The organism is Streptomyces sp. NPDC094143 (assembly GCF_040303825.1).
Lineage (GTDB): Bacteria > Actinomycetota > Actinomycetes > Streptomycetales > Streptomycetaceae > Streptomyces.
Map to the genome: position 1 here is coordinate 259,897 of NZ_JBEOTZ010000001.1, position 20,941 is coordinate 280,837.

Genomic DNA, 20,941 nt, shown 5'->3' on the forward strand with positions numbered 1-20,941 from the left:
ACGCAGGAGTGGGGCCGAGGCCCCGGAGCAGAAGGGGCGCCTGGTGTTCACAAGCGTTTTGATGATCGAGAAGGCCCTGACGTCCGCCGACGTGGAGTTCGTCACGACCTTGCACGGGGAGGAGGAGGTCTCCTTCCAGGTGCTGCTCCAGCCGCGCGGTGAACAGGCCGACCGTCTGCTGCGGGCCATCGACGACGTGGCGCTCGGTGAACTCGACGAGGCCGTGCGGGAGGGGGAGACGCCGGAGGGCGAGGAAGCCCTGAGCGTGGGGCAGCGGGCTCTGGAGGTCTCCCTCGCGGCGCTGCGGGCCTCGGGCAGCGCGGCGGAGGGGCGGCTGATCGAGGACCATCCGCTGGACGCGCTGAAGTCGCTGGTGGAGGAGGTGGGGGCCGATGAGGTCATCGTGCTGACCGACCCCCACTACGTGGAGGAGTTCTTCCACCGGGACTGGGCCTCGCGCGCCCGGCACAAGGTCGGGGTGCCGGTGCTGAAGCTGTTCTCGCACAGCAAGGCATAGCCCTCCACGCGGCGGCGCATCACGGCCCCCGCGGCCCTGGCACGGCCCCGCGCGCCACTGAAATAAGGTGGGTGCGCCCACACCCGTCACGCCGTACTTGGAGAACCGCATGGCACCCGGCCTTCCCACCGCCATGGACCGACCGCACTTCATCGGCATCGGTGGGGCGGGGATGTCGGGGATCGCGAAGATCCTCGCCCAGCGCGGGGCCGTCGTCGCGGGCAGCGACGCCAAGGAGTCGGCCACGGCCGAGGCGCTGCGCGCGCTGGGCGTGACCGTGCACATCGGGCACGCGGCGGAGCACCTGGCCGACGACGCCAGCTGCGTGGTCGTCTCGTCGGCGATCCGGCACGACAACCCCGAGCTGGCCCGCGCGGCCGAGCTGGGCATCCCCGTCGTGCACCGCTCCGACGCGCTGGCCGCCCTGATGGACGGGCTGCGCCCGATCGCGGTCGCCGGCACGCACGGCAAGACGACCACCACCTCGATGCTGGCCGTGTCGCTGAGCGAGCTGGGCCTGAAGCCCTCCTACGCCATCGGCGGCGACCTGGACGCGCCCGGCTCCAACGCGCTGCACGGCGAGGGCGAGATCTTCGTCGCCGAGGCCGACGAGTCGGACCGCAGCTTCCACAAGTACACGCCCGAGGTCGCGATCATCCTCAACGTCGAGCTCGACCACCACGCCAACTACGCGTCGATGGACGAGATCTACGAGTCCTTCGAGACCTTCGTGGACCGGATCGCCGAGGGCGGCACGCTGGTGATCTCCGCCGACCACGAGGGCGCGCGCGAGCTGACCCGGCGGGTCACCGGACGCGGCGTGCGGGTGGTGACCTACGGCGCGTCCGAGGACGCCGGTGTGCGCGTGCTGTCGGTCGTGCCGCAGGGGCTGAAGAGCGAGGTCACCGTCGTGCTGGAGGGCCGGGAGCTGACCTTCGCGGTCTCCGTGCCCGGCCGGCACTACGCGCACAACGCGGTGGCGGCGCTGGCGGCGGGCGTGGCGCTCGGCGTCCCCGCGGCCGAGCTGGCCCCGGCGCTCGCGGCGTACACCGGGGTGAAGCGGCGGCTGCAGCTCAAGGGCGAGGCGGCCGGCGTCCAGGTCATCGACTCCTACGCCCACCACCCCACCGAGATGACCGCCGACCTGGAGGCCATGCGCGGGGCGGCGGGCGACTCCCGCATCCTGGTCGTCTTCCAGCCGCACCTGTTCTCGCGGACGCAGGAACTCGGCAAGGAGATGGGGCAGGCGCTGGCCCTCGCGGACGCCTCGGTCGTCCTCGACATCTACCCGGCCCGTGAGGACCCGATCCCCGGCGTGACCAGCGAGCTGATCATCGAGGCGGCCCGGGCGGCGGGCGCGGACGTCACGCCGGTGCACGACACGGCGGAGGTCCCCTCGGTCGTCGCGGGAATGGCGAAGCCCGGTGATCTCGTTCTCACCATGGGAGCGGGCGACGTCACCGACCTCGGCCCGCGGATCCTGGACCGTCTGTCGAACTGAGGGGCTGGAGGCTCATGCCGTACGACGTCGAGAAGCCGGACGAGCAGTGGCGCGCGGAGCTGAGCCCGGGCGAGTACGCGGTGCTGCGCCAGGCGGCCACGGAGCCGGCCTTCACCGGTGAGTACACCGACACCAAGACGCGGGGCGTCTACTCCTGCCGTGCCTGCGGAGCGGAGCTGTTCACCTCGGACACCAAGTTCGAGTCGCACTGCGGCTGGCCGTCCTTCTTCGATCCGAAGGACACCGACGCGGTGGAGCTGATCGAGGACCGTTCGCACGGCATGGTGCGGACCGAGGTGCGGTGCGCGCGCTGCGGCTCGCACCTCGGGCACGTCTTCGAGGGCGAGGGCTACCCCACGCCCACGGACCAGCGGTACTGCATCAACAGCATCGCGCTGCGGCTGACGCCCGAAGCGGGCTGAGCGCGCTCAGCGGATCCGGCACTCCTTCCGGGTGAGGGGTGCCGTGTCCCCGGCCGTGCGGCGGCACAGCACATGGACGTCGGAGGTGCCGTCGGCGGAGCGGCGGACCTCCTTCAGCACGATGCTGTGCCCGGTGCGGTCGCCGTAGAGCGGGGCGCGGGTGAAGTCGATGGTGCCGGTGGCCATGCCCTCGATCCTGACGTTGCGCAGGTTCACCCAGGTCGAGGCGCGGCTCTGCGGCCGGTCGTCGCGGGTGGCCGCCCAGAACAGGGCCCGGGTCGCGTCGTGGGCCAGGGCGGTCTGGCCGCTGGCCAGGGCCGGGCTGTCGTAGCGCAGCCGGCGGCCCTCGAGGCCCGGCAGGTGCTTGGCGGCGTCCAGGTAGAAGGCCGTGTTGGTGGCGGCCTTCTGCAGCTCGGCGAGGGCCGCGTGGTACAGCGTGACCTTCGGCGCCACGGACTGCCCGCCGGCCGTGAAGTCGGCCTTGGACAGGTCGTCGCCGGTGAGGATGGCCAGGGGCCTGTCGGCGCAGCCGGGTTCGGTGCCCAGCTGGGTCATCAGCGGATCGACGTCCTCCACCCGGCCGGCGAAGTAGATCACCGACGGGACCCGCTCGCCCCGGCAGATCTCCTGCGCGTGCGAGCGCAGTTCCGGCGTGCCACCGCTGAGTTCGTAGCGGCGCTGTCCGAGCGGGGTGAAGCCCTGCCGCCGCAGCATCTGTCCGCCGTAGCGGGCCTGTTCGTCGGTGTACAGGTCGTCGGTCCGCGCCGTGTCGCGGGCGAGCACCAGGGCGTACTGCCGCCGCCCGGGGGTGCGCAACTGGGCGGCGACCAGGCCCAGTTGCCGGGTCTGCCACTCGTCCGTGGCGGCCAGGCTGAACCAGTTGGCGAACTCGCGGGGCAGATACGTGGCGGAGTTCGTGCCGGAGACGACCGGCAGGCCCGCCTCCATCAGGGTGCGGGTGGTGGCCCTGCTCGACTTCAGGTCGCGGCCGGTGCCGACGACGCCCACCACGGTCGGGTCGTGCGCGGCGTACGCGGCGATCGCCTCGGCCATCCGCTCCTGGTGCCCCAGGTCCACACCGCCGTTGGCGAGCAGCACGCGCAGCTTCACGCTGGAGTTCTCGTTGACGACGGCCTGCGCGAGGTACACGCCCGCCAGTTCCTCGGCGCCCTTCACCAGCGAGGAGCCGTCGGCCGGGTCGGCGCTGAGCGGTCCGGCGTAGACGACGGTGACGTACTTGCCGGGGTACCGGGCCAGGACGTCCGCGTTCTGCCGGTCGATGCGGTCCTCCAGGTCGGCCACCGTCCAGGGTCTCTCCTCGCCGGCCGTCAGGGCCCCGATCGCGTCGCCGGGCGCGGGCTCCGGCAGCCAGTCGGCGAAGCGGACCCCGTCCGTCGCTATGCCGATGCACTCCGTGCCGCCGCCGGGCGCCGTCGCGCGCCGGGTGTCGCGGTTGGCGGTGAGCAGGGACGCCGAGCAGTACCGGTCGTGCAGGGCGTCGGCCCGCATCACCGTCCCGGCGGCCAGCACGGCGATCACCAGCACCAGGGTGTGCAGGGCCCACACCAGCCGGGCGAGCGTCGGCCGGGTGGAGGCCCGCAGATGCCGGCGGCGCTCCTCGACGGGCCCGAGCTGGTCGTGCGGCACCGGGATCTTCATCACCCAGGGCAGGACGGACCGCTCCCGGCTGGGGGACTGCTCGGCGCGCAGGTTGTGCGCCCACTCCCGGTACCAGGTGCGCAGCCGCTCGCCGAACTTGGGCGGCACCGGGTCCGGATCGGGCGCCGTCCGGACCACGCTGCGCTCCAGGCGCGGCACGTCGTGCGCGCGCACCGCCGCCACCACCAGCAGCGGGTCGAGCTCGCTGCGCCGGCTGCGGACGTCGCTGACGGCGCGGACCAGCTCGATGCCGCCGTTGCGGGCGTCTGCGTGCGGCAGGAACAGCATCGGCGGGCGCGGCCGTTTGAACCCGCGCAGGTCCCAGCTCCAGCGGCGGTGGTTGTCGCGCAGGTCCTCCCGCAGCGCCAGCACGCACAGCTGCAGGTGGAAATCGCCACCGGCCTTGAGGGCCTCGGCCACGTCGTAGGCCCGGGCGGCGATCGCCTTCCAGGACCGCACCGGCCGCAGCAGCGACACCTCGGTGGGCTCGTCCTGGTCCGCCGCCCGGAGGAAGGTCGTCGTCATGAACCAGCGGCTCTCACGGCGCAGCCACAGAAAGATCGGCGCCCGGCCGGGCAGCACGTAGTTGAGGACGGTCAGCAGCAGCAGGAAGACCAGGCCCGAGCCCACCGCCACGTACCACTCGCTGCGGGCCAGCAGCGCGGCCAGCACGGTGACGAAGCTCGCCGGGAGGATGTGCGCCATGTCGAACAGCGGCAGACCCGAATGCCAGCGCGCGGTGTTGCGCGGCCGCCAGCGCTGCTGCGCCAGCTGGTTCAGCAGCAGCTGCCGCTGGTCCTGCCCGGCCTCGGGGCTGCCCGGGGCGGGCGCGGGCCAGCTCTCGCCCAGTGCCGCGACCGCGTCGTCGATCGCGTGCACCAGCCGCAGCCGCGGGAACGCGTAGCGCCGGTAGACCGCCTGCGGGCCGCCCCACTTCTTGGGGTCGCTCAGCGCCCGTACCAGGGCCGCGGCCCTGCGCACCTCCGTGGGGCCCTCGTAGGCGTCCTGCACCACCGCGCAGCGCGTGCCGTGCGCCTCCTGGCCCGCGTACAGCTGCCGGACCAGCCCGGCCACCGCGTCGTCGTCCGTGCTCTCCTGCGCGTGCACGACGAACACCGGCATGGGCGGCTCGATGCTCGTGCGGAAGTCCTGGATGAGCAGTTCGAGCTGGTCCTGGAGATGCGCACCGGCGCTGCTCTCCGGGATGCCGTCATGTCCCCCCGGGCAGTCCGGCGGCGTGCGTTCGGCGTTCACCATGGGCAACCCCCGTTCACCTTCGGTGACTTACGAGGCTAACCGCTGCGGCTGAGGTGGGAGAGGGCGACGCGGGAACCAGGGGTGCGATTTCGCCGGTGGCGCTGATTTCCCGGGGCGCCTCGATCCAGGGGCAGCCACCGCTGGCCGACGCCCACGGGGACCCGGACGGGCGGTCGTACGAGCGGATCTTCGACGCCTTCGCCGAGGCCCGGGCCCGCACCGGACTCCAGCCCGGCCGGCCGGCCCGGGCGGCCGGGGTGACGTACGACGAGTTCGGCAACCCGCGCGATCCGCTGCCCGTCACCGGCACGCACGCGCTCCCCCTGCCGCCGGACGCGCACGCCCTGCTGGACTACTCCCGGGCGGTCACCGGCAGCCTGTTCTTCGTGCCGCCGGCCGCTTTCCTGGAGGCCCACCGGGCGGCTGATCCCGGGCGGAGCTCACAGCACCTCGCGGTGTGGCATCTCGCGGTGCAGCAGGGCGAGGGCGGGGCGGGCGAACCGGGCGGCCGGACACAGGGCGGGGGCGGCCGAGACGCTCCCGGTCGGCGTGACGCCGCGGCGTCCGGGACGGGAAGGGAGACAGGCGGGCGAACGACACGGCAGGCCGGGGGAGCCCGGCCGGTCCCCGCGGCCCCCGTGACATGTGTCCGCCTGGCCCCTACACCGCCACCGGGAACCCCTCGCTGCGCAACACCCTTCTCCCCGCGTCCACCGCGAACACCTCGCAGCCCGGCCGGGACGCCGCCCAGAGGACGCCCTCCGCGCCGAGGGCGAAGGCCGCCGTGGCCACCGTGTCCGCCTCGGTCAGCGTCGGGGCCACCACCGTCATGCTGAGCAGGCCGGTGGCCGGGCGGCCCGTGCGGGCGTCGAGGATGTGGTCGCCGCGTTCGTAGCGGGCGGACGTGGCGACGGCGCGGTCCGTGAGGTCCAGGACCGCGCACAGCCGGCCGGCCTGCTCGGGGTGGCGGACGCCCACGCGCCAGGGGCCGCCGGCGGCGACCACGTCACCGCCCGCGTTGAGACAGAAGCGCCGCGCCCCGGCCGCCGACAGCAGCTCCGCTCCCCGCTGCACCGACCAGCCCTTCACCACGGCGCAGGGATCAAGCCTCCCGCCGGGCGGACGCACGTCGAAGGCGCCTCCGGTGGCGACCCGGTACTCCTCGCACAGGTCCAGGATCTCGCGCAGCTCCGGGCCGGGCCCGGCCGTCTCGCCCCGGTCCAGCCGCGACACCTCGCTGTCCGGGCGGAACGGGCTGAACCGTGCGTCCGCCTCCCGCAGCCACGCGAACAGCTCGTCCACCGGCTGCTCGGGGAAGTCCTCGTCGTCGATCCGTACCGAGACCGGGAAACCCATGACGTGCTCCACGCGCCGCATCCCTCAGCCCTTCGCGTCGAGGGCGGCCTGGAGCGACTCCTTGTAGCCGTCGCTGGTGACGGTGGCGCCGGAGACCGTGTCGATGTCGGCGCTCTGCGCCCGCAGCGTCTCCTCGATCAGCTTCGGCACGGCGGCGGTGGTCTGCGGGTGGTCCGGCTGCCGCAGCATCCGCACCGAGGAGATCCGGTCCCCCTCGAAGGTGACCTCGACCTGCACCGGGCCCTTCTCGGTGTCGATCGCGGATCCCGCGACGACCGTGGACGTCGTACCGCCGGGCCCCGCGGACGACGAGACGGAGGGCGCCGGAGCCGCGGCCTCGGTGGTGGAGGTGGTGTCCTGCGAGGGCGCGTAGCGCCAGACGGGGATCAGACCCGCGACGCTGAGGACGAGGACGGGCAGGGCTCGCTTCACGACAGTCTCCTCGTCATCCGGCCAGGCTGAAGCGTTCGAAGTGGATCTGCGGCCGGGGCACGCCCAGCTCGCGCAGGCTGCCGAGCACGGCGTTCATCATCGGCGGCGGGCCGCACAGGTAGACGTCCCGCTCGGCGAGGTCGGGCACCAGCCGCGCCAGCTCGCCGGGCGCCAGCCGGTCGGGCACCGGCGGGCCCGTCACCAGGTGCAGTTCGGCGCCCCGGGCCAGCGCGAGGTCGCGCAGCTCGTCGTGGAGGACGGCGTCCCGGTCGGTGGCGACCCGGTAGATCACGACCGCGTGGCCGTGCAGTTCCTCCAGCAGGGCGCGGATCGGCGTGACACCGACGCCGCCCGCGATGAGCACGGCGTCGGGCCGGGTGCGGTGCAGGGCGGTGAAGGCGCCGTAAGGGCCCTCGGCGAAGACGCGGGTGCCGATCTTCAGATGCCGCAGTGCCGCGCTGCCGCCGCCCGCCCGCTTGACGGTCAGCCGCAGCGTACGGCCGTCGGGCGCGGCGGACAACGAGAACGGGTTCGCCTGCCACCAGCGGTCCTTCGTCAGGAACCGCCACAGGAAGAACTGCCCGGCCCGCGCCGGCAGCCGGTCCAGGTCGCGGCCGGTGATGTAGACCGAGACCACGTCGTCGTTCTCGGGGACGACGGCCGTCACCCGCAGCCGGTGGCGCAGGTTCCGCCACACCGGCAGCACCAGCCGGCCGGCGCACACCGAGGCGAGGGCCGCGCCCCACACGGCGTACCAGTACGCCGTCGCCGCCGGCGAGGCGGTGAACGTCGTCCCGGCCGCGACCTGGTGCGTGAACGCCAGCACCACCGCCACATAGGTGTACAGGTGGATGAAGTGCCAGGTCTCGTACGCCAGCCGCCGCCGGGCGGAACGGGCAGAGACGGCCCCGACCACGATGATGATCGCCAGCGCGACGATCGCCCGCAGCACGCCCTCGACCGTCTCGGCGAGGTCCACCAGCTGGTTCAGCGGGTCCAGGGAGGAGGCCCCGGCGTACCCGAGGACGATGAACACCAGGTGCGCCAGCAGCAGCCACAGCACCGTGAAGCCGTTCCAGCGGTGCCAGGACGTCAGCCGGTCCATGCCGATCCGCCGGTCGAACCACGGCAGCCGCGCCACCAGCAGCAGCTGGAACGCCATCAGCAGCGCCGCGTACAACCCGGTCAGCCGGCCCAGCACGATCAGCGCGTTCGAGGCGAAACCGGCCTGGACGAAGAAGACGGTCACCACGGCCGCGTTGGCGAGCAGCACCGCGTACAGGGCGGTGCGGCCCACCACTTTCGGCCGCACACCGGGGCGGGCCGCCACGGGAGGTTGTCGGAGGGTCGTCACGGTCGGCAGCTCCTTGATCGGATCCTGGGATTCGAGCTTGGCGCCGGGGAGCTGTCGGGAAGCTGTCGCTCAACTTTCAAGTGTTTATCGATCCCGCCCCGGGAGGGCGGGCGGCTGGGGTGGCACGGGACCCGTGCAGCACTATGAGGGCGTGGAGAAAGTACGACTTCTCGTCGTCGACGACGACCCGCCCATCGCCGACCTCGTCGCGACCGTCGCCCGATACGAGGGCTGGGAGGCGGTCACCGCGTACACCGGCGAGGACGCGCTGCGGCGGGCCGCCGAGTTCCACCCGGACATCGTGGTGCTCGACCTGATGCTGCCCGGCGTGGACGGCTTCGGCGTCCTGGACCGGCTGCGCGCCACCGGCACGATGGTGCCGGTGGTGTTCCTGACCGCGCGCGACGGCGTCGCCGACCGGGTCGCCGGCCTCACCCGGGGCGGCGACGACTACCTGGTCAAGCCGTTCGCCGTGGAGGAGCTGATGGCCCGGCTGCGGACCGTGCTGCGGCGCAGCGCCGGCCCGTCCTTCCAGCGGTCCGTGCTCCGGGTCGGCGACCTCACCATGGACGAGGACACCCGCGAGGTGCGGCGCGGCGAGCGGCTGCTGTCGCTGACCCCGACCGAGTACGAGGTGCTGCGCTACCTCATGCGCAAGTCGCCCACCGTGCTCACCAAGGCGCAGATCCTCGACCACGTGTGGGAGTACGGCTTCGGCGGCCGCTCCAACGTCGTGGAGCTGGTCGTCAGCAGGCTCCGCCGCAAGCTCGACGAGGCCGGCGAGGGCGCCCCGGAGCTGATCCACACCGTGCGCGGCTTCGGGTACGTGCTGCGACAGGCCGCCGAGTGATCGCCCGACTGCGGCGGGCCTACCGCGGGATGCGCCTGGGCACCCGGCTGGCCCTGGGCCTCGGCGCCCTGTCGCTGGTGGTGTTCGCCGTGGTCGGCACCGCCCTGACCACCTACATGCGCGACTACCTGTCGGCCCAGCTCGACACCCAGCTCGCCCAGGCCCAGATCGCCCAGTCCAAGAGCATCGCCGACTACGGCACGCTCTCGGGCAAGAAGTACTACAGCTGGTTCTACGCCGTGTACGACGTGCGCGAGGGCAGGCCCGCGCTGCGCCGGCCCGAGGACCCGGCCGACCTGCCGAAGGACGTCGACGACTTCACCGCGCTGGCCTCGGCGCAGTCCGCCGCGCACACCGAGCTGCTGCGCACCGAGCACCTCAGGGGCGCGGGCACCTACCGGCTGCGCGCCTGCGAGGTCGAGCCCGGCGTGGTCCTGGTCAGCGCCGCGCCCATGGACGAGATCCAGGACACCGTCGGGCAGCTGATCACCATCCAGGTCGTCACCTTCGCGCTCGCGCTGCTCGCCCTGGTCGTCTTCGGCCGGCGCATGCTGCGCCGGGGCCTGAAACCGCTCAGCGACATGGCGACCACCGCCCACGGCATCGCCTCGCACGACCTGACCGAGTCGGCGGCCCGGCTGCCGCTGCGCGCCGACGGCCGGGACGGCGGGCCGGAGGTGGACGAGCTGCGGACCGCCTTCAACACCATGCTGGAGCACATCGACGACTCCCTCGCCGTGCGCGCCGAGGCCGAGCAGCGGCTGCGCCGGTTCGTCGCCGACGCCTCGCACGAACTGCGCACCCCGCTGATGTCGGTGCGCGGCTACGCCGACCTCTTCCAGTACGCCGCCGCCAACGCCCCCGCCGAACGCGACCGGCATCTGGCCCGGCTGCGCGCCGAGGCCGCCCGGATGGGGGTGCTCCTCGACGACCTGCTGCTGCTCGCCCGGCTCGACGCGGCCGAGGTGGAGACACCGCTGCGGCCGCAGGACGCCGATCTGACGGAACTGGTCGGCCAGGCCGCCGACGCCTTCCGCGCGGGCCACCCCGATCACCCGCTGACCGTGCTCGCGGGCCCCGGCCCGGTGCGGCTGCGCATGGACCCGCTGCGCATCCGCCAGGTCGTCGACAACCTCCTCACCAACGCCGCCGTGCACACCCCCGCCGGAACGAAGGTCTCCGTCGAGGTGCGCGTCATGCCCGGCACCGCCGAGGTGCGGGTCGCCGACACCGGTCCCGGCATTCCGCCCGACGACCGGGCCCGGGTCTTCGACCGCTTCTACCGCGTCGACAAGGCCCGCAGCCGCGACCGCGGCGGCAGCGGACTGGGCCTGGCGGTGGCCCGGTCCCTGATCCGGGCGCACGGTGGCCGGATCGAGCTGGACAGCACACCCGGAGCGACGGTGTTCACCGTGTCCCTGCCGCTCGGCGGCGCGGGCCCCGCGGGCCGCTGACCCGGGCCCTTTAGACTCGACCGGCAACATCCCGTACGACCATGGCCAGAAGTCTCCGCCAACCCGAAGGGCCCCGGCGTCTTGATACGGATGGAATCAGTCACCAAGCGGTACCCGGACGGCACGGTGGCGGTCGACCGGCTCTCGCTGGAGATACCCGACCGCTCGATCACCGTCCTCGTGGGACCGTCGGGCTGCGGCAAGACGACCACCCTGCGGATGATCAACCGGATGGTCGAACCCAGCGAGGGAACGATCCTGCTCGACGGTGAGGACATCCAGCGCCGGCCCGTCACCACCCTGCGCCGGTCGATGGGTTACGTCATCCAGAACGCCGGCCTCTTCCAGCACCGCACGATCCTCGACAACATCGCGACCGTGCCCCGCATGCTCGGCTGGGGCAAGCGGAAGGCCCGCGCCCGCGCGGCCGAACTGATGGAGCGGGTGGGCCTGGACGCCGCGCTCGCCAAGCGGTACCCGTACCAGCTGTCCGGCGGCCAGCAGCAGCGCGTCGGTGTGGCCCGGGCGCTCGCCGCCGACCCGCCGGTGCTGCTCATGGACGAGCCGTTCTCGGCGGTCGACCCGGTGGTCCGCAAGGGACTCCAGGACGAACTGCTGCGCATCCAGGACGAGCTGGGCAAGACCATCGTCTTCGTCACCCACGACATCGACGAGGCCATCAAGCTCGGCAGCATGGTCGCCGTGCTGCGCGAGGGCGGCCGGCTCGCCCAGTACGCACCGCCCGCCGACCTGCTGTCCGCCCCCGCCGACGCCTTCGTCGAGGACTTCCTCGGCGCCGACCGCGGCATCCGGCGGCTGTCGTTCTTCCCCTCCGCCGGACTCGCGCCCACGACCGGCCCGGTGATCCCGCTCGACGCCACCGCCGAGCAGATCGCCGCCCCCGGCGCCCCCTGGCTGCTGGTGACCGACGCCGACGGCCGGCCGCTCGGCTGGGGCGAGCCGCACACCCTGACGGCCGGCGCGATCCGGCCCGCCGAACTCCTCCCGCACGGACGGCCGTTCACGCCGGGCACCGACTCGCTGCGGACCGCCCTCGACAGCGCCGTGCTGTCCCCGTCCGGCCACGCCGTCGCCGTGGACGGCACCGGGCGGGTGACCGGGGTGGTCTCGCAGGCGGCCATCGCCGAGGCCATCCGCGGCGCCCACGCCGCCGACCGGGCCGACGAGGCCAGGGTCGCCTCGTGAACCTCGACCGCTTCTTCGACATCCCCAGCGACCTCCAGCACAGCTGGCCCGGCCTGATCGGACTGCACCTGCGCGAGGCCCTGCTGCCGGTCCTGGCCGGCCTGCTGCTCGCGTTGCCGCTCGCCCAGCTGTGCGTCCGCTTCCGCTGGCTGTACCCGCCCGTGCTCGGGGCCACCACCGTCCTCTACGCGGTGCCGTCCCTGGCCTTCTTCGTCGTCCTCATCGACTACACCGGCCAGACCGAGCTGACCGTGATGATCCCGCTGGCCGTGTACAGCCTCGTGGTGCTCGTCCCGGCCATCGTCGACGGGGTGCGCTCCGTGCCGCAGGAGACCCTGGCCGCCGCCACCGCCATGGGCTTCGGGCCCGTACGCCGTTACGTCCAGGTGCAGTTGCCCATCGCCGTGCCCGCCATCGTCGCCGGGCTGCGGGTCGCCACCGTCTCCAGCATCTCCCTGGTCAGCGTCGGCGCCCTGATCGGCAACCAGGGCGCCCTCGGCAACCTGCTCGCCGCCGCGCAGAAGTACGACCGGCCCGAACTGGCGGTGAACTCCGTGCTCACCACGGCCGCCCTGGCGATCCTGTGCGACGCCCTGCTGGTTGTGCTCCGCCTCGCGCTGACCCCGTGGATGCCCCGGGGCGGCCACCCGAGGACGGCCGGGCGGCAGCGGCCCGTGCCCGAGGACGTGATCCGGTGAACGTACTCAACTTCGTCCACGCCTTCTTCAGCGACAGCGCCCACTGGCACGGCTACGACGGCATCCCGCAACGCCTGCTGGAACACGTCCGGTACTCGCTGCTGGCGCTGGCCCTGGCCGCCGCGATCGGCCTGCCGGTCGGGCTGCTGACCGGGCACACCGGGCGGGGCGGCAACGCCCTCGCCTTCCTCGCCACCGCCGCCCGCGCGCTGCCCAGCTTCGGCCTGCTGGTGCTCATCGTCATCATGATGGGGTTCGGCCTGCTGCCCGTGATGATCCCGCTGGTCATCCTCGCCGTCCCGCCGATCCTGGTGACGACCTACGAGGCGGTCCGCTCCGTCGACCCGTCCCCGGTGGACGCCGCCCGCGGCATGGGCATGCGCGAGTCGCGGATCCTCTTCCAGGTCGAACTGCCCGTAGCCCTGCCGCTGATCCTCAGCGGCCTGCGCTCGGCGGCCATCCAGATCGTCTCCACGGCCACCATCGCCGCGTACGTGAGCCTCGGCGGGCTCGGCCGGTACATCGTCGACGGCCTCTACCAGCGCGACTACGAGAAGGTCGTCGGCGGCGCCACGCTGGTGGCCGTCCTGGCGCTCGTCACGCTGGCGGTGTTCTGGGCGGCGGGCCGCCTGGCCGTGTCACCGGGAGTGCGCAGACGGTGATCATGTGACGATCCGTCAGGAACCGTAACAAGGCCGCCCTTGACTGATCACAAAGCGGCTGGATTGGATCGGTGGATGACTTCTACCGCGAAGAACAGCTGGTCCAGGACGAGACACACCGGGGCGGCGGCCGTCGCGCTCTCCGCCGCCGCGGCGCTGCTCGCGGGCTGTTCGTCCGGCGACACCTCCGACGACCCCCTGGCGGGTGAGAAGGCGGAGGCGGGCACCGTCGTCGTCGGCTCCAACAACTTCGCCGAGAGCACCCTGCTCGCCGACCTCTACGGCGAGGCGCTCAAGGCCAAGGGCATCAAGGTCACGTACAAGCACAACATCGGCAGCCGCGAGACGACCTACGGCCTGATGAAGAACGGCTCCGTCACCGTGCTGCCGGAGTACAACGGCTCCCTGCTCGCCTACCTGGACCCCAAGGCGGAGCAGAAGTCCGCCGAGGCCGTGAACGAGGCGGTGAAGGCCAAGCTCGACAAGAAGCTGACGCTGCTGGAGTCCTCGCCCGCCGAGGACAAGGACTCGGTCACCGTCAACGCGCAGACCGCGAAGAAGTACAAGCTGACGACCTCCTCCACCCTCGCCGACCTCAAGGACGCCGCGCCGGAGCTGGTGATCGGCGGTTCGCCCGAGTTCCAGACCCGGCACCAGGGCCTGGAGGGCCTGAAGTCGGTGTACGGCCTGGAGTTCAAGTCCTTCAAGGCGCTCGACGCGGGCGGCCCGCTGACCCAGGCGGCGCTGACCCGGAACACCGTCCAGGCCGCGGACATCTTCACCACGGACCCGACCATCGTGAAGGAGAAGTTCGTCGTCCTGAAGGACCCGGAGAACCTCTTCGGGTTCGCCAACGTGACCCCGCTGGTGCGCAGGGACGCCTTGTCCAAGGAGGGCGTGGACGCCCTGAACGCCGTCTCCGCCGAGCTGGACACCAAGACGCTGCTGGAGCTGGACGCTCAGGTGCAACTGGAGAAGAAGGACCCGCTGGACGTCGCCAGGGCGTGGCTGAAGTCGGCGGGCCTGGTCTGAGCCGGCCGCCCGTCACGATGCGACAACGGCGGCGGACGGATCCCGGCGGGAACGAACGCGGCCCGGGGGCGGGGCGTCACAGGGACGGCCACCGTCCCCGGTCACCGCGAACCCCTGGGAGAGCGTCATGCGTACCGCCATGCCCCGCACCGTCCGCCTGCTCCTCGCCCTGGTCCTGTCCGCGGCCGTCGCCACCGTGGGATGCGGCACGACCGACGCCGGCGGCACGGAACCGGCCCCGACGGACGGCACCGCCCCGCGTCCCTCGGACCGCGCCCGGCAGGTCGCCGACGCCTGGGACGGCTCCCGGGCCGCCGCGCGGTGGCGCGAGGGCTACCACCCCGTGGCGCCGGCCGTCCGGCTGCCCGGGCCCGGCCTCCTCCGCGACGACGCCGACCGGCGCGCCTACGAGATCGGGAACTTCGGCCTGCGCGGGACACTCCCCGCCGCACCCGCCCGCGGCGGCCGGGTGACCTGGCCGGGCGGGCACTCGCTCACCGTGCCGCTCCTGAGCGCCGAGCAGGCCTACCGGGACCTGGACCGGGCCGACGGCCCCGGGCCGCGCCTGACCGTGACCGGGGCGCGGCTGGGCGGGATGACCGTGGCCACCGGCCGGGGCCCGGCGACCGTCCCCGCCTGGCTGTTCACGCTGGAGGGCTACGACCGCCCCCTCGCCCGCGCCGCGGTGCACCCGTCCGAGGTGCCCGCCTCGCCGATCGGGCCGCTGGGGCAGGACGTGGACGCGAGCGTGCTGGCGCCGCTCGGCGGCCTGACCGGCATCGCCGCGCACGGACGGTCCGTCACCGTCGTGGCCCACCACGGCTCCTGCGACGACGGCCCCGTCGTGACGGCGCACGAGACGGACGGCAGCGTCGTGCTGTCCGCGGCCGTGCGGGGCGTCCACGACGGCCCCTGCACCACCGAACTGCGCGGCGAGCGGGTGACGGTGGAGCTGCGGCGGCCGGTCGGCGACCGGGTCGTCCTGGACGCCTTCACCGGCCGGCCCGTGCCGTACACCGAGTGGCCGGGCGCCGCACCCGTCCCGAACTGATCCGCCCCCGGCCTCAGGCCTGCACCGCCGACGCGATCAGCTGGTCGATCAGCGCGATCAGCACGTCCCGGGACGACTCCCGGTCCCGCGCGTCGCACAACAGCACCTGCACGTGCTCCGGCACCGCGAGCGCCTCGCGGATGTCCTCGGCCGGATACGGGTGTTCACCGTAGAAGCCGTTGACGCCCACGACGAACGGGATGCCCCGGCGCTCGAAGAAGTCGATCGCGGCGAAGCTCGACTCGGGTCTGCGGACGTCCACCAGGACCACGGCGCCCAGCGCGCCGAGGGCCAGGTCGTTCCACATGAACCAGAACCGCTGCTGCCCCGGCGTACCGAACAGGTACAGCACCAGGTCCCGGCTGATGGTGATGCGGCCGAAGTCCAGGGCCACGGTCGTGGCCCGCTTCTCCTCGATGCCGTCGAGGTCGTCGACGTCCAGACCGGCCATGGTCAGGGGTTCCTCGGTGCGCAGCGGGACGATCTCGCTGACCGACCCGACCATGGTGGTCTTGCCCACGCCGAAGCCCCCGGCGATGAGGATCTTGACCGTGTCGGGTGCCGAGGACGCGTCGGTGGCAAGGTCAGAGCCGGCCAAGGCCGTCCCTCACTTTCTGCAGCAGGTCCAGGTCCGGAGAGATACGGGAGACGGGGCGCGGCGGGCGGACGGTGATCCGGCCCGCCTCCAGCAGGTCGCACAGCAGGATGGCGACCACGCTCACCGGCAGGTCGAGCCGGGCGGCCAGCTCCGCCACGGCGACCGGCTCGGCGCACATCCGCAGGATCCGGGTGTGCTCGGGCTGCGGCCGGGCCGCGTTGGCCGGGGGCGGATCGACCGCGGTGACCGTCGCGATGAGCGTGAAGTCGGCGCAGCTGGGCCGCGTCCGCCCCCCGGTCAGGGCGAACGGCCGTACGAGCCGGCCCGCCGTATCGCCTCCGCCCACCTCACACGCCGGGGTCGACGACGGGTCCGGCCACGCCCCGCGGGGCCGCGCTGAGGTGCTCGCCGATCTTCTTCACCAGCATGTTCATCTGGTACGCGACCACCCCGACGTCCGCGCCCGGCCCGGTCAGCACGACCAGGTGCGCGCCGGGTCCGGCGGAGGTCAGGATCAGGTAGCTGTTGGCCATCTCGATGAGCGCCTGGCGCACCGGACCACCGCGGAAGTCCATGCTGACGCCCTTGCTGAGGCTCATCAGACCGGACGCGGTCGCCGCGAGCCGCTCGGCGTCGTCGCGCAGGAATCCGGTGGACTTGCTGACCACCAGGCCGTCCTCGGAGAGCACCACGGCCTGGTTCACGTCGGCGACCCGCTCCACGAGTCCGGTCAGCAGCTGGTCGAGCTGGGTGTGCGTGGCGGGGATGGGGCGTGTCATTGCGGTGTCCTTCGTCAGCGGTCGGCGGGCGGGGTCGAGGGGAGGGCATCGGCGGCGGCCTGCCGGGGTGGTGCGGCCGCCTCCTCGCGGTCCGGCCGCTCGGCGTCGTCGTCGCGGGCGCGGAGCGTGCCGCGCTGGAAACCGGCCAGGGAGGAGGCGGCGGCCTCCGCGGTGAACTCGTCGAGGGAGACGTCCTCGCCGGAGGGCTCCTCGCGCAGCTCCTCCACGAGGCTGGTCTGCGGCACCCGGCGGGGCAGCGGGGCGAGGCCGTCCCGGCGGGGGATGACCTCGCGGGCGGCGGACCTGGGCGCGGGGGCGGCGGCCGCGGTGCGGGCGGCGACGAGCGGGCGGGGCTCTTTCGGGGAGGTCCCCCCGGACCGGGCGCCTCCGGCGCTCGCGGACGACCCGGTGCCCTCGGGCGTCCCCCTGTCCCGCGCGGTCCCGTCGGTCCCGGCCCGCGCGGGAGCACGGCCGTTCGCCACCGTGGTTGCGTCTGCCGGCATCCGCCCGTCCTCCGGAGTGTGGGCGGCGCCGTCCACACGGCCCTTCGTCCCGGCCCCGTCCTCGGCGCCCGGCGGCTCCGGTACCCCGCCGTCCGGAGCATCCCGCACCACGATCTCGTGCGGGACCAGCACGATGGCCGTGGTCCCGCCGTACGGCGAGGCGCGCAGGGTGACGGCGATCCCGTGCCGGTGGGCCAGCTGGGCGATCACGAACATGCCGAGCCGCAGGTCGTCGGCGAGCGCCACCACGTCGAACTGCGGGGGCAGGGCCAGCTGTTCGTTGAAGGACGCGTAGTCCTCCTCCGACATGCCGAGGCCCCGGTCCTCCACCTCGACGGCCAGCCCCTTGGCCACCATCGCGGCCCGTACGGTGACGGGGCTCGGCGCGGGCGAGTAGGCGGTCGCGTTGTCGATGAGCTCGGCCAGCAGGTGGATGACGTCGGCCACCGCGGGCGGGGCGACGTACACCTCCTCCTCGGTGTGCACCTCCACGCGCTGGTACTCGGCGACCTCCCCGATCGCGCTGCGCAGGATGTCGATCAGCGCCACCGGCTCGCTCCAGCTGCGGCCCGGCCGTTCGCCGCTGACGATGACCAGGTTCTCCTCGTAGCGGCGCAACTGGCTGGCCGTGGAGTCCAGTTCGTACAGGCCCTTGAGGATGTCCGGGTCGGTGTGCTCGCGTTCCAGCGTGTCCAGCTTGCTCAGCTGGAGGTTGACCAGGTTCTGGCTCTGCCGGGCGATGCCGAGGATGACCTTCTGGAAACCGCGCCGGGTGTCGGCGAGTTCGACCGCCGTGTGCACGGCCGTGCGCTGGGCGGTGTTGAACGCCTGCGCCACCTGGCCCAGTTCGTCGTGGCCGTAGTCCAGCTCGGGCGTCGCCGACGCCGGGTCGACCGTCTCGCCCCGCTCCAGCCGCGCCACCACGTCCGGCAGCCGCTCCTGCGCGAGGCTCACGGCGGCCCGGCGCAGCCCGCGCAGCCGCCGGGACAGCGAGCGGGTGATCCGCCAGGACATGACCACGCACACCAGCAGCGCGAGCAGCCCGCCGGCGCTCAGCAGCGCCGCCTTGAGCAGCAGGGCGTCCGCCTTGTCGGCACTGCGTTCCAGCAGCTCCGTCGTCTGCTGCCGGATGAGGCCCGCGTACTGCTCGGACAGCTTGTCCATGGCGGCGTTCCACCGCTTCCGGGAGTCCGGCAGGGCGATCCGGTCGGGCGCGGAACCGGAGTTCCGGGCCGCCAGCACCCGGTCCTCGATCGACTGCAGGGTCTGCCACTCGGGGCCCGCCAGGATCCGCTCGGTCTGCGCCTTGGCCTCGCCGGTCAGCTGCGGCACGACCTGGTCCTGCACCAGCCAGCGCCGGGTGTTCACCAGCTCCGCGAACTGCGTCCAGGCCGCGTCGTCCAGATGCCCCGACGGCCACGCCAGCGTCAGCTGCGCGTCCTCCCGGGAGACCAGCTCCGCCGTGTGCTCCAGCGCCACGAGCGGACCGGCCTGCGAGGTGAGGTCGCCGTCGTCGACCTGGGACAGCTCCTGGAAGGCGTGGATCTGGTCGTCGATGATCGAGGAGTACTGGTCGAGCGCCTGCTGCGGGGTGATGTCCGTGGGGTTGTCGACCTGGTCCCGGTAGTACTCCAGGCTGCCCACCGAGCCGAGCACCGAGTAGAGCCGGTCCGAGATGCGGGAGGGCGCCTCCTCGATCGCGTGCGCCTGCCCGACCAGCTTCGCGACCGCCTGGTCCGTCTCCTCGCGCTGCGCGTCCAGGGCGGCCCGGGAGCCGTGCGGCGAGGCCAGCCAGGCGGCCGACAGGCTGCGCTCGCGCTGCAGGGCGAGCGTCGTGTCGGTGCCCATGGCACCGGTCGACCGGCTCAGCTCGGTCTGGTCGCGCAGCCGCAGCCCCTCCGAGAACATCTGGATCGTCGTCACGCCCCACATGGCGGCGAGGGTGACGCCCGGCACCAGGGCCAGCAGCACCAGGGAGAGGCGTATGGAACCGAGACGGCGCCGGGCACCTGTCCGTCGAGACATCGTCGTCCTAGGGCGATCAGCGGGGGGCGAGGGAGGGGGAGGCGGAGCGGTCGGGGAGGGCGGGGGACGGGCGCGGAGGTGGGGGTGTGCCGGGCGCGGCACATGGGATGCGCAGGATGTTATCCGCACAAGTGGACGTACGGGCCGGGCCTGACCGAATCTTTGGCGAGACCGTCACGGCAAGGGGCCGGTCACCGGGTCCCGGCGGCGGCGAACCGCGCCACGGCGGACACGTTCTCCCTGGTCACGAAGGCGGGCCCGGTGAGCACCGGAGCCGCCCCGCCGCCGCTGACGTTGCCGTTGGTCCGGTACAGCCACAGGGCGTCCACCGCGAGGTAGCCCTGCAGATACGGCTGCTGGTCGACGGCGAACTGCACCGAGCCGTCCCGCACCGCCCGGACCAGGTCCTTGTTGAGGTCGAAGGTGGCCACCCCGGCCTTGCTCCCGGCCTGCCGTACGGCCTTGACCGCGGTGAGCGCGTACTGCGCGCCGTTGGTGACGACCTCGTCGATGGTTCTGTCCTGCCGCAGCCGGGCGGCGATCGTGGCGGTCACCGCGTTCATGTCGGTGCCGTCCACGTACAGGTTGTCGGTGTCGCCGCGGAAGGTCTTCTTCACACCGGCGCAGCGGGCCTCCAGCGCGACGTTGCCCCGCTCGTGCACCACGCACAGGGCGTGCTTGGCCTTCAGGTCGTCCAGCTTGTCGCCGACGGCCCGGCCCGCGACGGACTCGTCCTGGCCGAAGTACTCCAGCAGGCCGGTCGGCCGCCAGGCGTCGATGCCGGAGTTGAGTCCGACGACGGGTATGCCGGCCGCCCGGGCCTGCGCGATGGGGCCCCGCATCGCCGCCGGTTTGGCCAGGGTCACCGCGATGCCGTCGACCTCGTCGCGGACCGCGTCGCGCACCAGGCCGGCCTGCGCCGCGGGGTCGGCGTCGCTGACGTACGTCAGGTCGATGCCGTCCTTGGCGGCCGCCGCCTCGGCGCCCCGGCGCACCAGGTCCCAGAAGGCGTCGCCCTGGCCGCCGTGCGTGACGAGGGCGACCTTCATCCCCGCGCCGGACCCCGACCCCGAGGCCCCGTCCGAGGCGTCGTCGGCACCGTCGAGGACGGAGCAGCCGGACACCAGCAGGCACAGGGCGGACGCCAGGGCCGCGGCCCTGGCGGCTCTGCGGGGGGTGTGCGGCGGGGGTGGAGTGTTCATGGGGGCGGAACCTCGCTGTGCGGCCGTGCTGGAGCAGGGGGAGAGCGCAGGCGGGCCGCGGGGTGTGCACCGACCGGATGACTCTCGCTGGCCCGGAGCCAACCGTGTGTGACCACACCCCGTCAAGTGAGCAGCCACATGCCGTGAGTTGATGCTGCCGCATCGTGATGATCTGTCCGACTCGTCGAACAGGGGTGTTCCGCCTACGGCCTGCGCGTCACCGCCCGGTGGATCGCGATGTCCGCGTCGCGGATGCCCTCACCTCCGCGCTGCGTACCGTCCGCGCGGTTCGGCTGGCACGGGCGGAGCCGCGTCCCGGCTTCCGGCGTGTCCCCGCCTCGGCGGCCGGGCAGTGGCCGATGCCCCCGGGAACGCGGCCGGGC

General features: G+C 73.2%; 19 protein-coding genes. 10 read left to right on the forward strand and 9 right to left on the reverse strand.

The annotated features are described in order from the left end of the window. The first annotated feature begins 43 nt into the window (after window positions 1-43). From ABTZ58_RS01150 to msrB, 3 genes are all read left to right on the forward strand, one after another. Window positions 44-517: an indole-3-glycerol phosphate synthase gene (locus ABTZ58_RS01150; protein WP_309094948.1), complete on the forward strand. Its 474-nt coding sequence runs from the start codon at window positions 44-46 to the stop codon at window positions 515-517. A gap of 109 nt (window positions 518-626) precedes the next feature. Next, entirely contained in the window at window positions 627-2,018 is a 1,392-nt protein-coding gene (gene murC / locus ABTZ58_RS01155; protein ID WP_351348959.1) for a UDP-N-acetylmuramate--L-alanine ligase, read from the forward strand. Between the two features lie 14 nt (window positions 2,019-2,032). Then, complete coding sequence (gene msrB / locus ABTZ58_RS01160) at window positions 2,033-2,440, forward strand: peptide-methionine (R)-S-oxide reductase MsrB (RefSeq protein WP_309094950.1); 408 nt, start codon at window positions 2,033-2,035, stop codon at window positions 2,438-2,440. 6 nt (window positions 2,441-2,446) lie between these two features. On the opposite strand, the gene ABTZ58_RS01165 is transcribed toward msrB, so the two are convergent. The 4 genes from ABTZ58_RS01165 to ABTZ58_RS01180 all read right to left on the reverse strand — a co-directional run bounded on the left by ABTZ58_RS01165 (window position 2,447) and on the right by ABTZ58_RS01180 (window position 8,444). Then, entirely contained in the window at window positions 2,447-5,356 is a 2,910-nt protein-coding gene (locus ABTZ58_RS01165; protein WP_351348963.1) for an ABC transporter substrate-binding protein, read from the reverse strand. A 660-nt stretch (window positions 5,357-6,016) separates the two neighbouring features. Continuing rightward, window positions 6,017-6,733, reverse strand: coding sequence for an FAD:protein FMN transferase (locus ABTZ58_RS01170; protein ID WP_351348966.1), 717 nt, complete (start codon window positions 6,731-6,733; stop codon window positions 6,017-6,019). 3 nt (window positions 6,734-6,736) lie between these two features. Next, on the reverse strand, window positions 6,737-7,144 hold the full coding sequence (locus ABTZ58_RS01175) for an FMN-binding protein (protein WP_351348969.1): 408 nt from the start codon (window positions 7,142-7,144) through the stop codon (window positions 6,737-6,739). 13 nt (window positions 7,145-7,157) lie between these two features. Then, window positions 7,158-8,444 carry a ferredoxin reductase family protein gene (locus ABTZ58_RS01180; protein WP_502995993.1) on the reverse strand — a complete coding sequence of 429 codons (1,287 nt, stop codon included), beginning with the start codon at window positions 8,442-8,444 and terminating at the stop codon, window positions 7,158-7,160. A gap of 205 nt (window positions 8,445-8,649) precedes the next feature. On the opposite strand from ABTZ58_RS01180, the gene ABTZ58_RS01185 reads away from it, so the two are divergent. The 7 genes from ABTZ58_RS01185 to ABTZ58_RS01215 all read left to right on the forward strand — a co-directional run bounded on the left by ABTZ58_RS01185 (window position 8,650) and on the right by ABTZ58_RS01215 (window position 15,451). Continuing rightward, window positions 8,650-9,348 carry a response regulator transcription factor gene (locus ABTZ58_RS01185; RefSeq protein WP_351348975.1) on the forward strand — a complete coding sequence of 233 codons (699 nt, stop codon included), beginning with the start codon at window positions 8,650-8,652 and terminating at the stop codon, window positions 9,346-9,348. Then, window positions 9,345-10,802: a sensor histidine kinase gene (locus ABTZ58_RS01190; protein WP_351348978.1), complete on the forward strand. Its 1,458-nt coding sequence runs from the start codon at window positions 9,345-9,347 to the stop codon at window positions 10,800-10,802. Before ABTZ58_RS01185 ends, ABTZ58_RS01190 begins: the two co-directional genes overlap by 4 nt. 81 nt (window positions 10,803-10,883) lie before the next feature. Next, window positions 10,884-12,008, forward strand: coding sequence for an ABC transporter ATP-binding protein (locus ABTZ58_RS01195; protein ID WP_351348981.1), 1,125 nt, complete (start codon window positions 10,884-10,886; stop codon window positions 12,006-12,008). Then, window positions 12,005-12,706 (forward strand): ABC transporter permease, encoded by a 702-nt coding sequence (locus ABTZ58_RS01200; protein WP_351348983.1) that lies wholly within the window; start codon window positions 12,005-12,007, stop codon window positions 12,704-12,706. The genes ABTZ58_RS01195 and ABTZ58_RS01200 overlap by 4 nt, the downstream gene beginning before the upstream one ends. Further along, window positions 12,703-13,368, forward strand: a complete 666-nt coding sequence (locus ABTZ58_RS01205) for an ABC transporter permease (protein WP_309096870.1) — start codon at window positions 12,703-12,705, stop codon at window positions 13,366-13,368. The genes ABTZ58_RS01200 and ABTZ58_RS01205 overlap by 4 nt, the downstream gene beginning before the upstream one ends. A gap of 75 nt (window positions 13,369-13,443) precedes the next feature. Beyond that, window positions 13,444-14,400: an ABC transporter substrate-binding protein gene (locus ABTZ58_RS01210; RefSeq protein WP_351348987.1), complete on the forward strand. Its 957-nt coding sequence runs from the start codon at window positions 13,444-13,446 to the stop codon at window positions 14,398-14,400. Between the two features lie 127 nt (window positions 14,401-14,527). Continuing rightward, window positions 14,528-15,451, forward strand: a complete 924-nt coding sequence (locus ABTZ58_RS01215; RefSeq protein WP_351348990.1) for a hypothetical protein — start codon at window positions 14,528-14,530, stop codon at window positions 15,449-15,451. 13 nt (window positions 15,452-15,464) lie between these two features. Here ABTZ58_RS01215 and ABTZ58_RS01220 read toward each other — a convergent pair whose 3' ends face one another. The 5 genes from ABTZ58_RS01220 to ABTZ58_RS01240 form a co-directional block, all read right to left on the reverse strand. Next, on the reverse strand, window positions 15,465-16,049 hold the full coding sequence (locus ABTZ58_RS01220; RefSeq protein WP_309096873.1) for a GTP-binding protein: 585 nt from the start codon (window positions 16,047-16,049) through the stop codon (window positions 15,465-15,467). Then, window positions 16,036-16,395 (reverse strand): DUF742 domain-containing protein, encoded by a 360-nt coding sequence (locus ABTZ58_RS01225; protein WP_351348994.1) that lies wholly within the window; start codon window positions 16,393-16,395, stop codon window positions 16,036-16,038. The genes ABTZ58_RS01220 and ABTZ58_RS01225 overlap by 14 nt, the downstream gene beginning before the upstream one ends. A 1-nt stretch (window position 16,396) precedes the next feature. Next, window positions 16,397-16,828, reverse strand: coding sequence for a roadblock/LC7 domain-containing protein (locus ABTZ58_RS01230; protein WP_010034179.1), 432 nt, complete (start codon window positions 16,826-16,828; stop codon window positions 16,397-16,399). Window positions 16,829-16,842: 14 nt separating this feature from the next. Continuing rightward, entirely contained in the window at window positions 16,843-19,356 is a 2,514-nt protein-coding gene (locus tag ABTZ58_RS01235; RefSeq protein ID WP_351348997.1) for a sensor histidine kinase, read from the reverse strand. A gap of 191 nt (window positions 19,357-19,547) precedes the next feature. Continuing rightward, window positions 19,548-20,558 (reverse strand): substrate-binding domain-containing protein, encoded by a 1,011-nt coding sequence (locus ABTZ58_RS01240; RefSeq protein WP_351349000.1) that lies wholly within the window; start codon window positions 20,556-20,558, stop codon window positions 19,548-19,550. Window positions 20,559-20,941 lie beyond the last annotated feature (383 nt).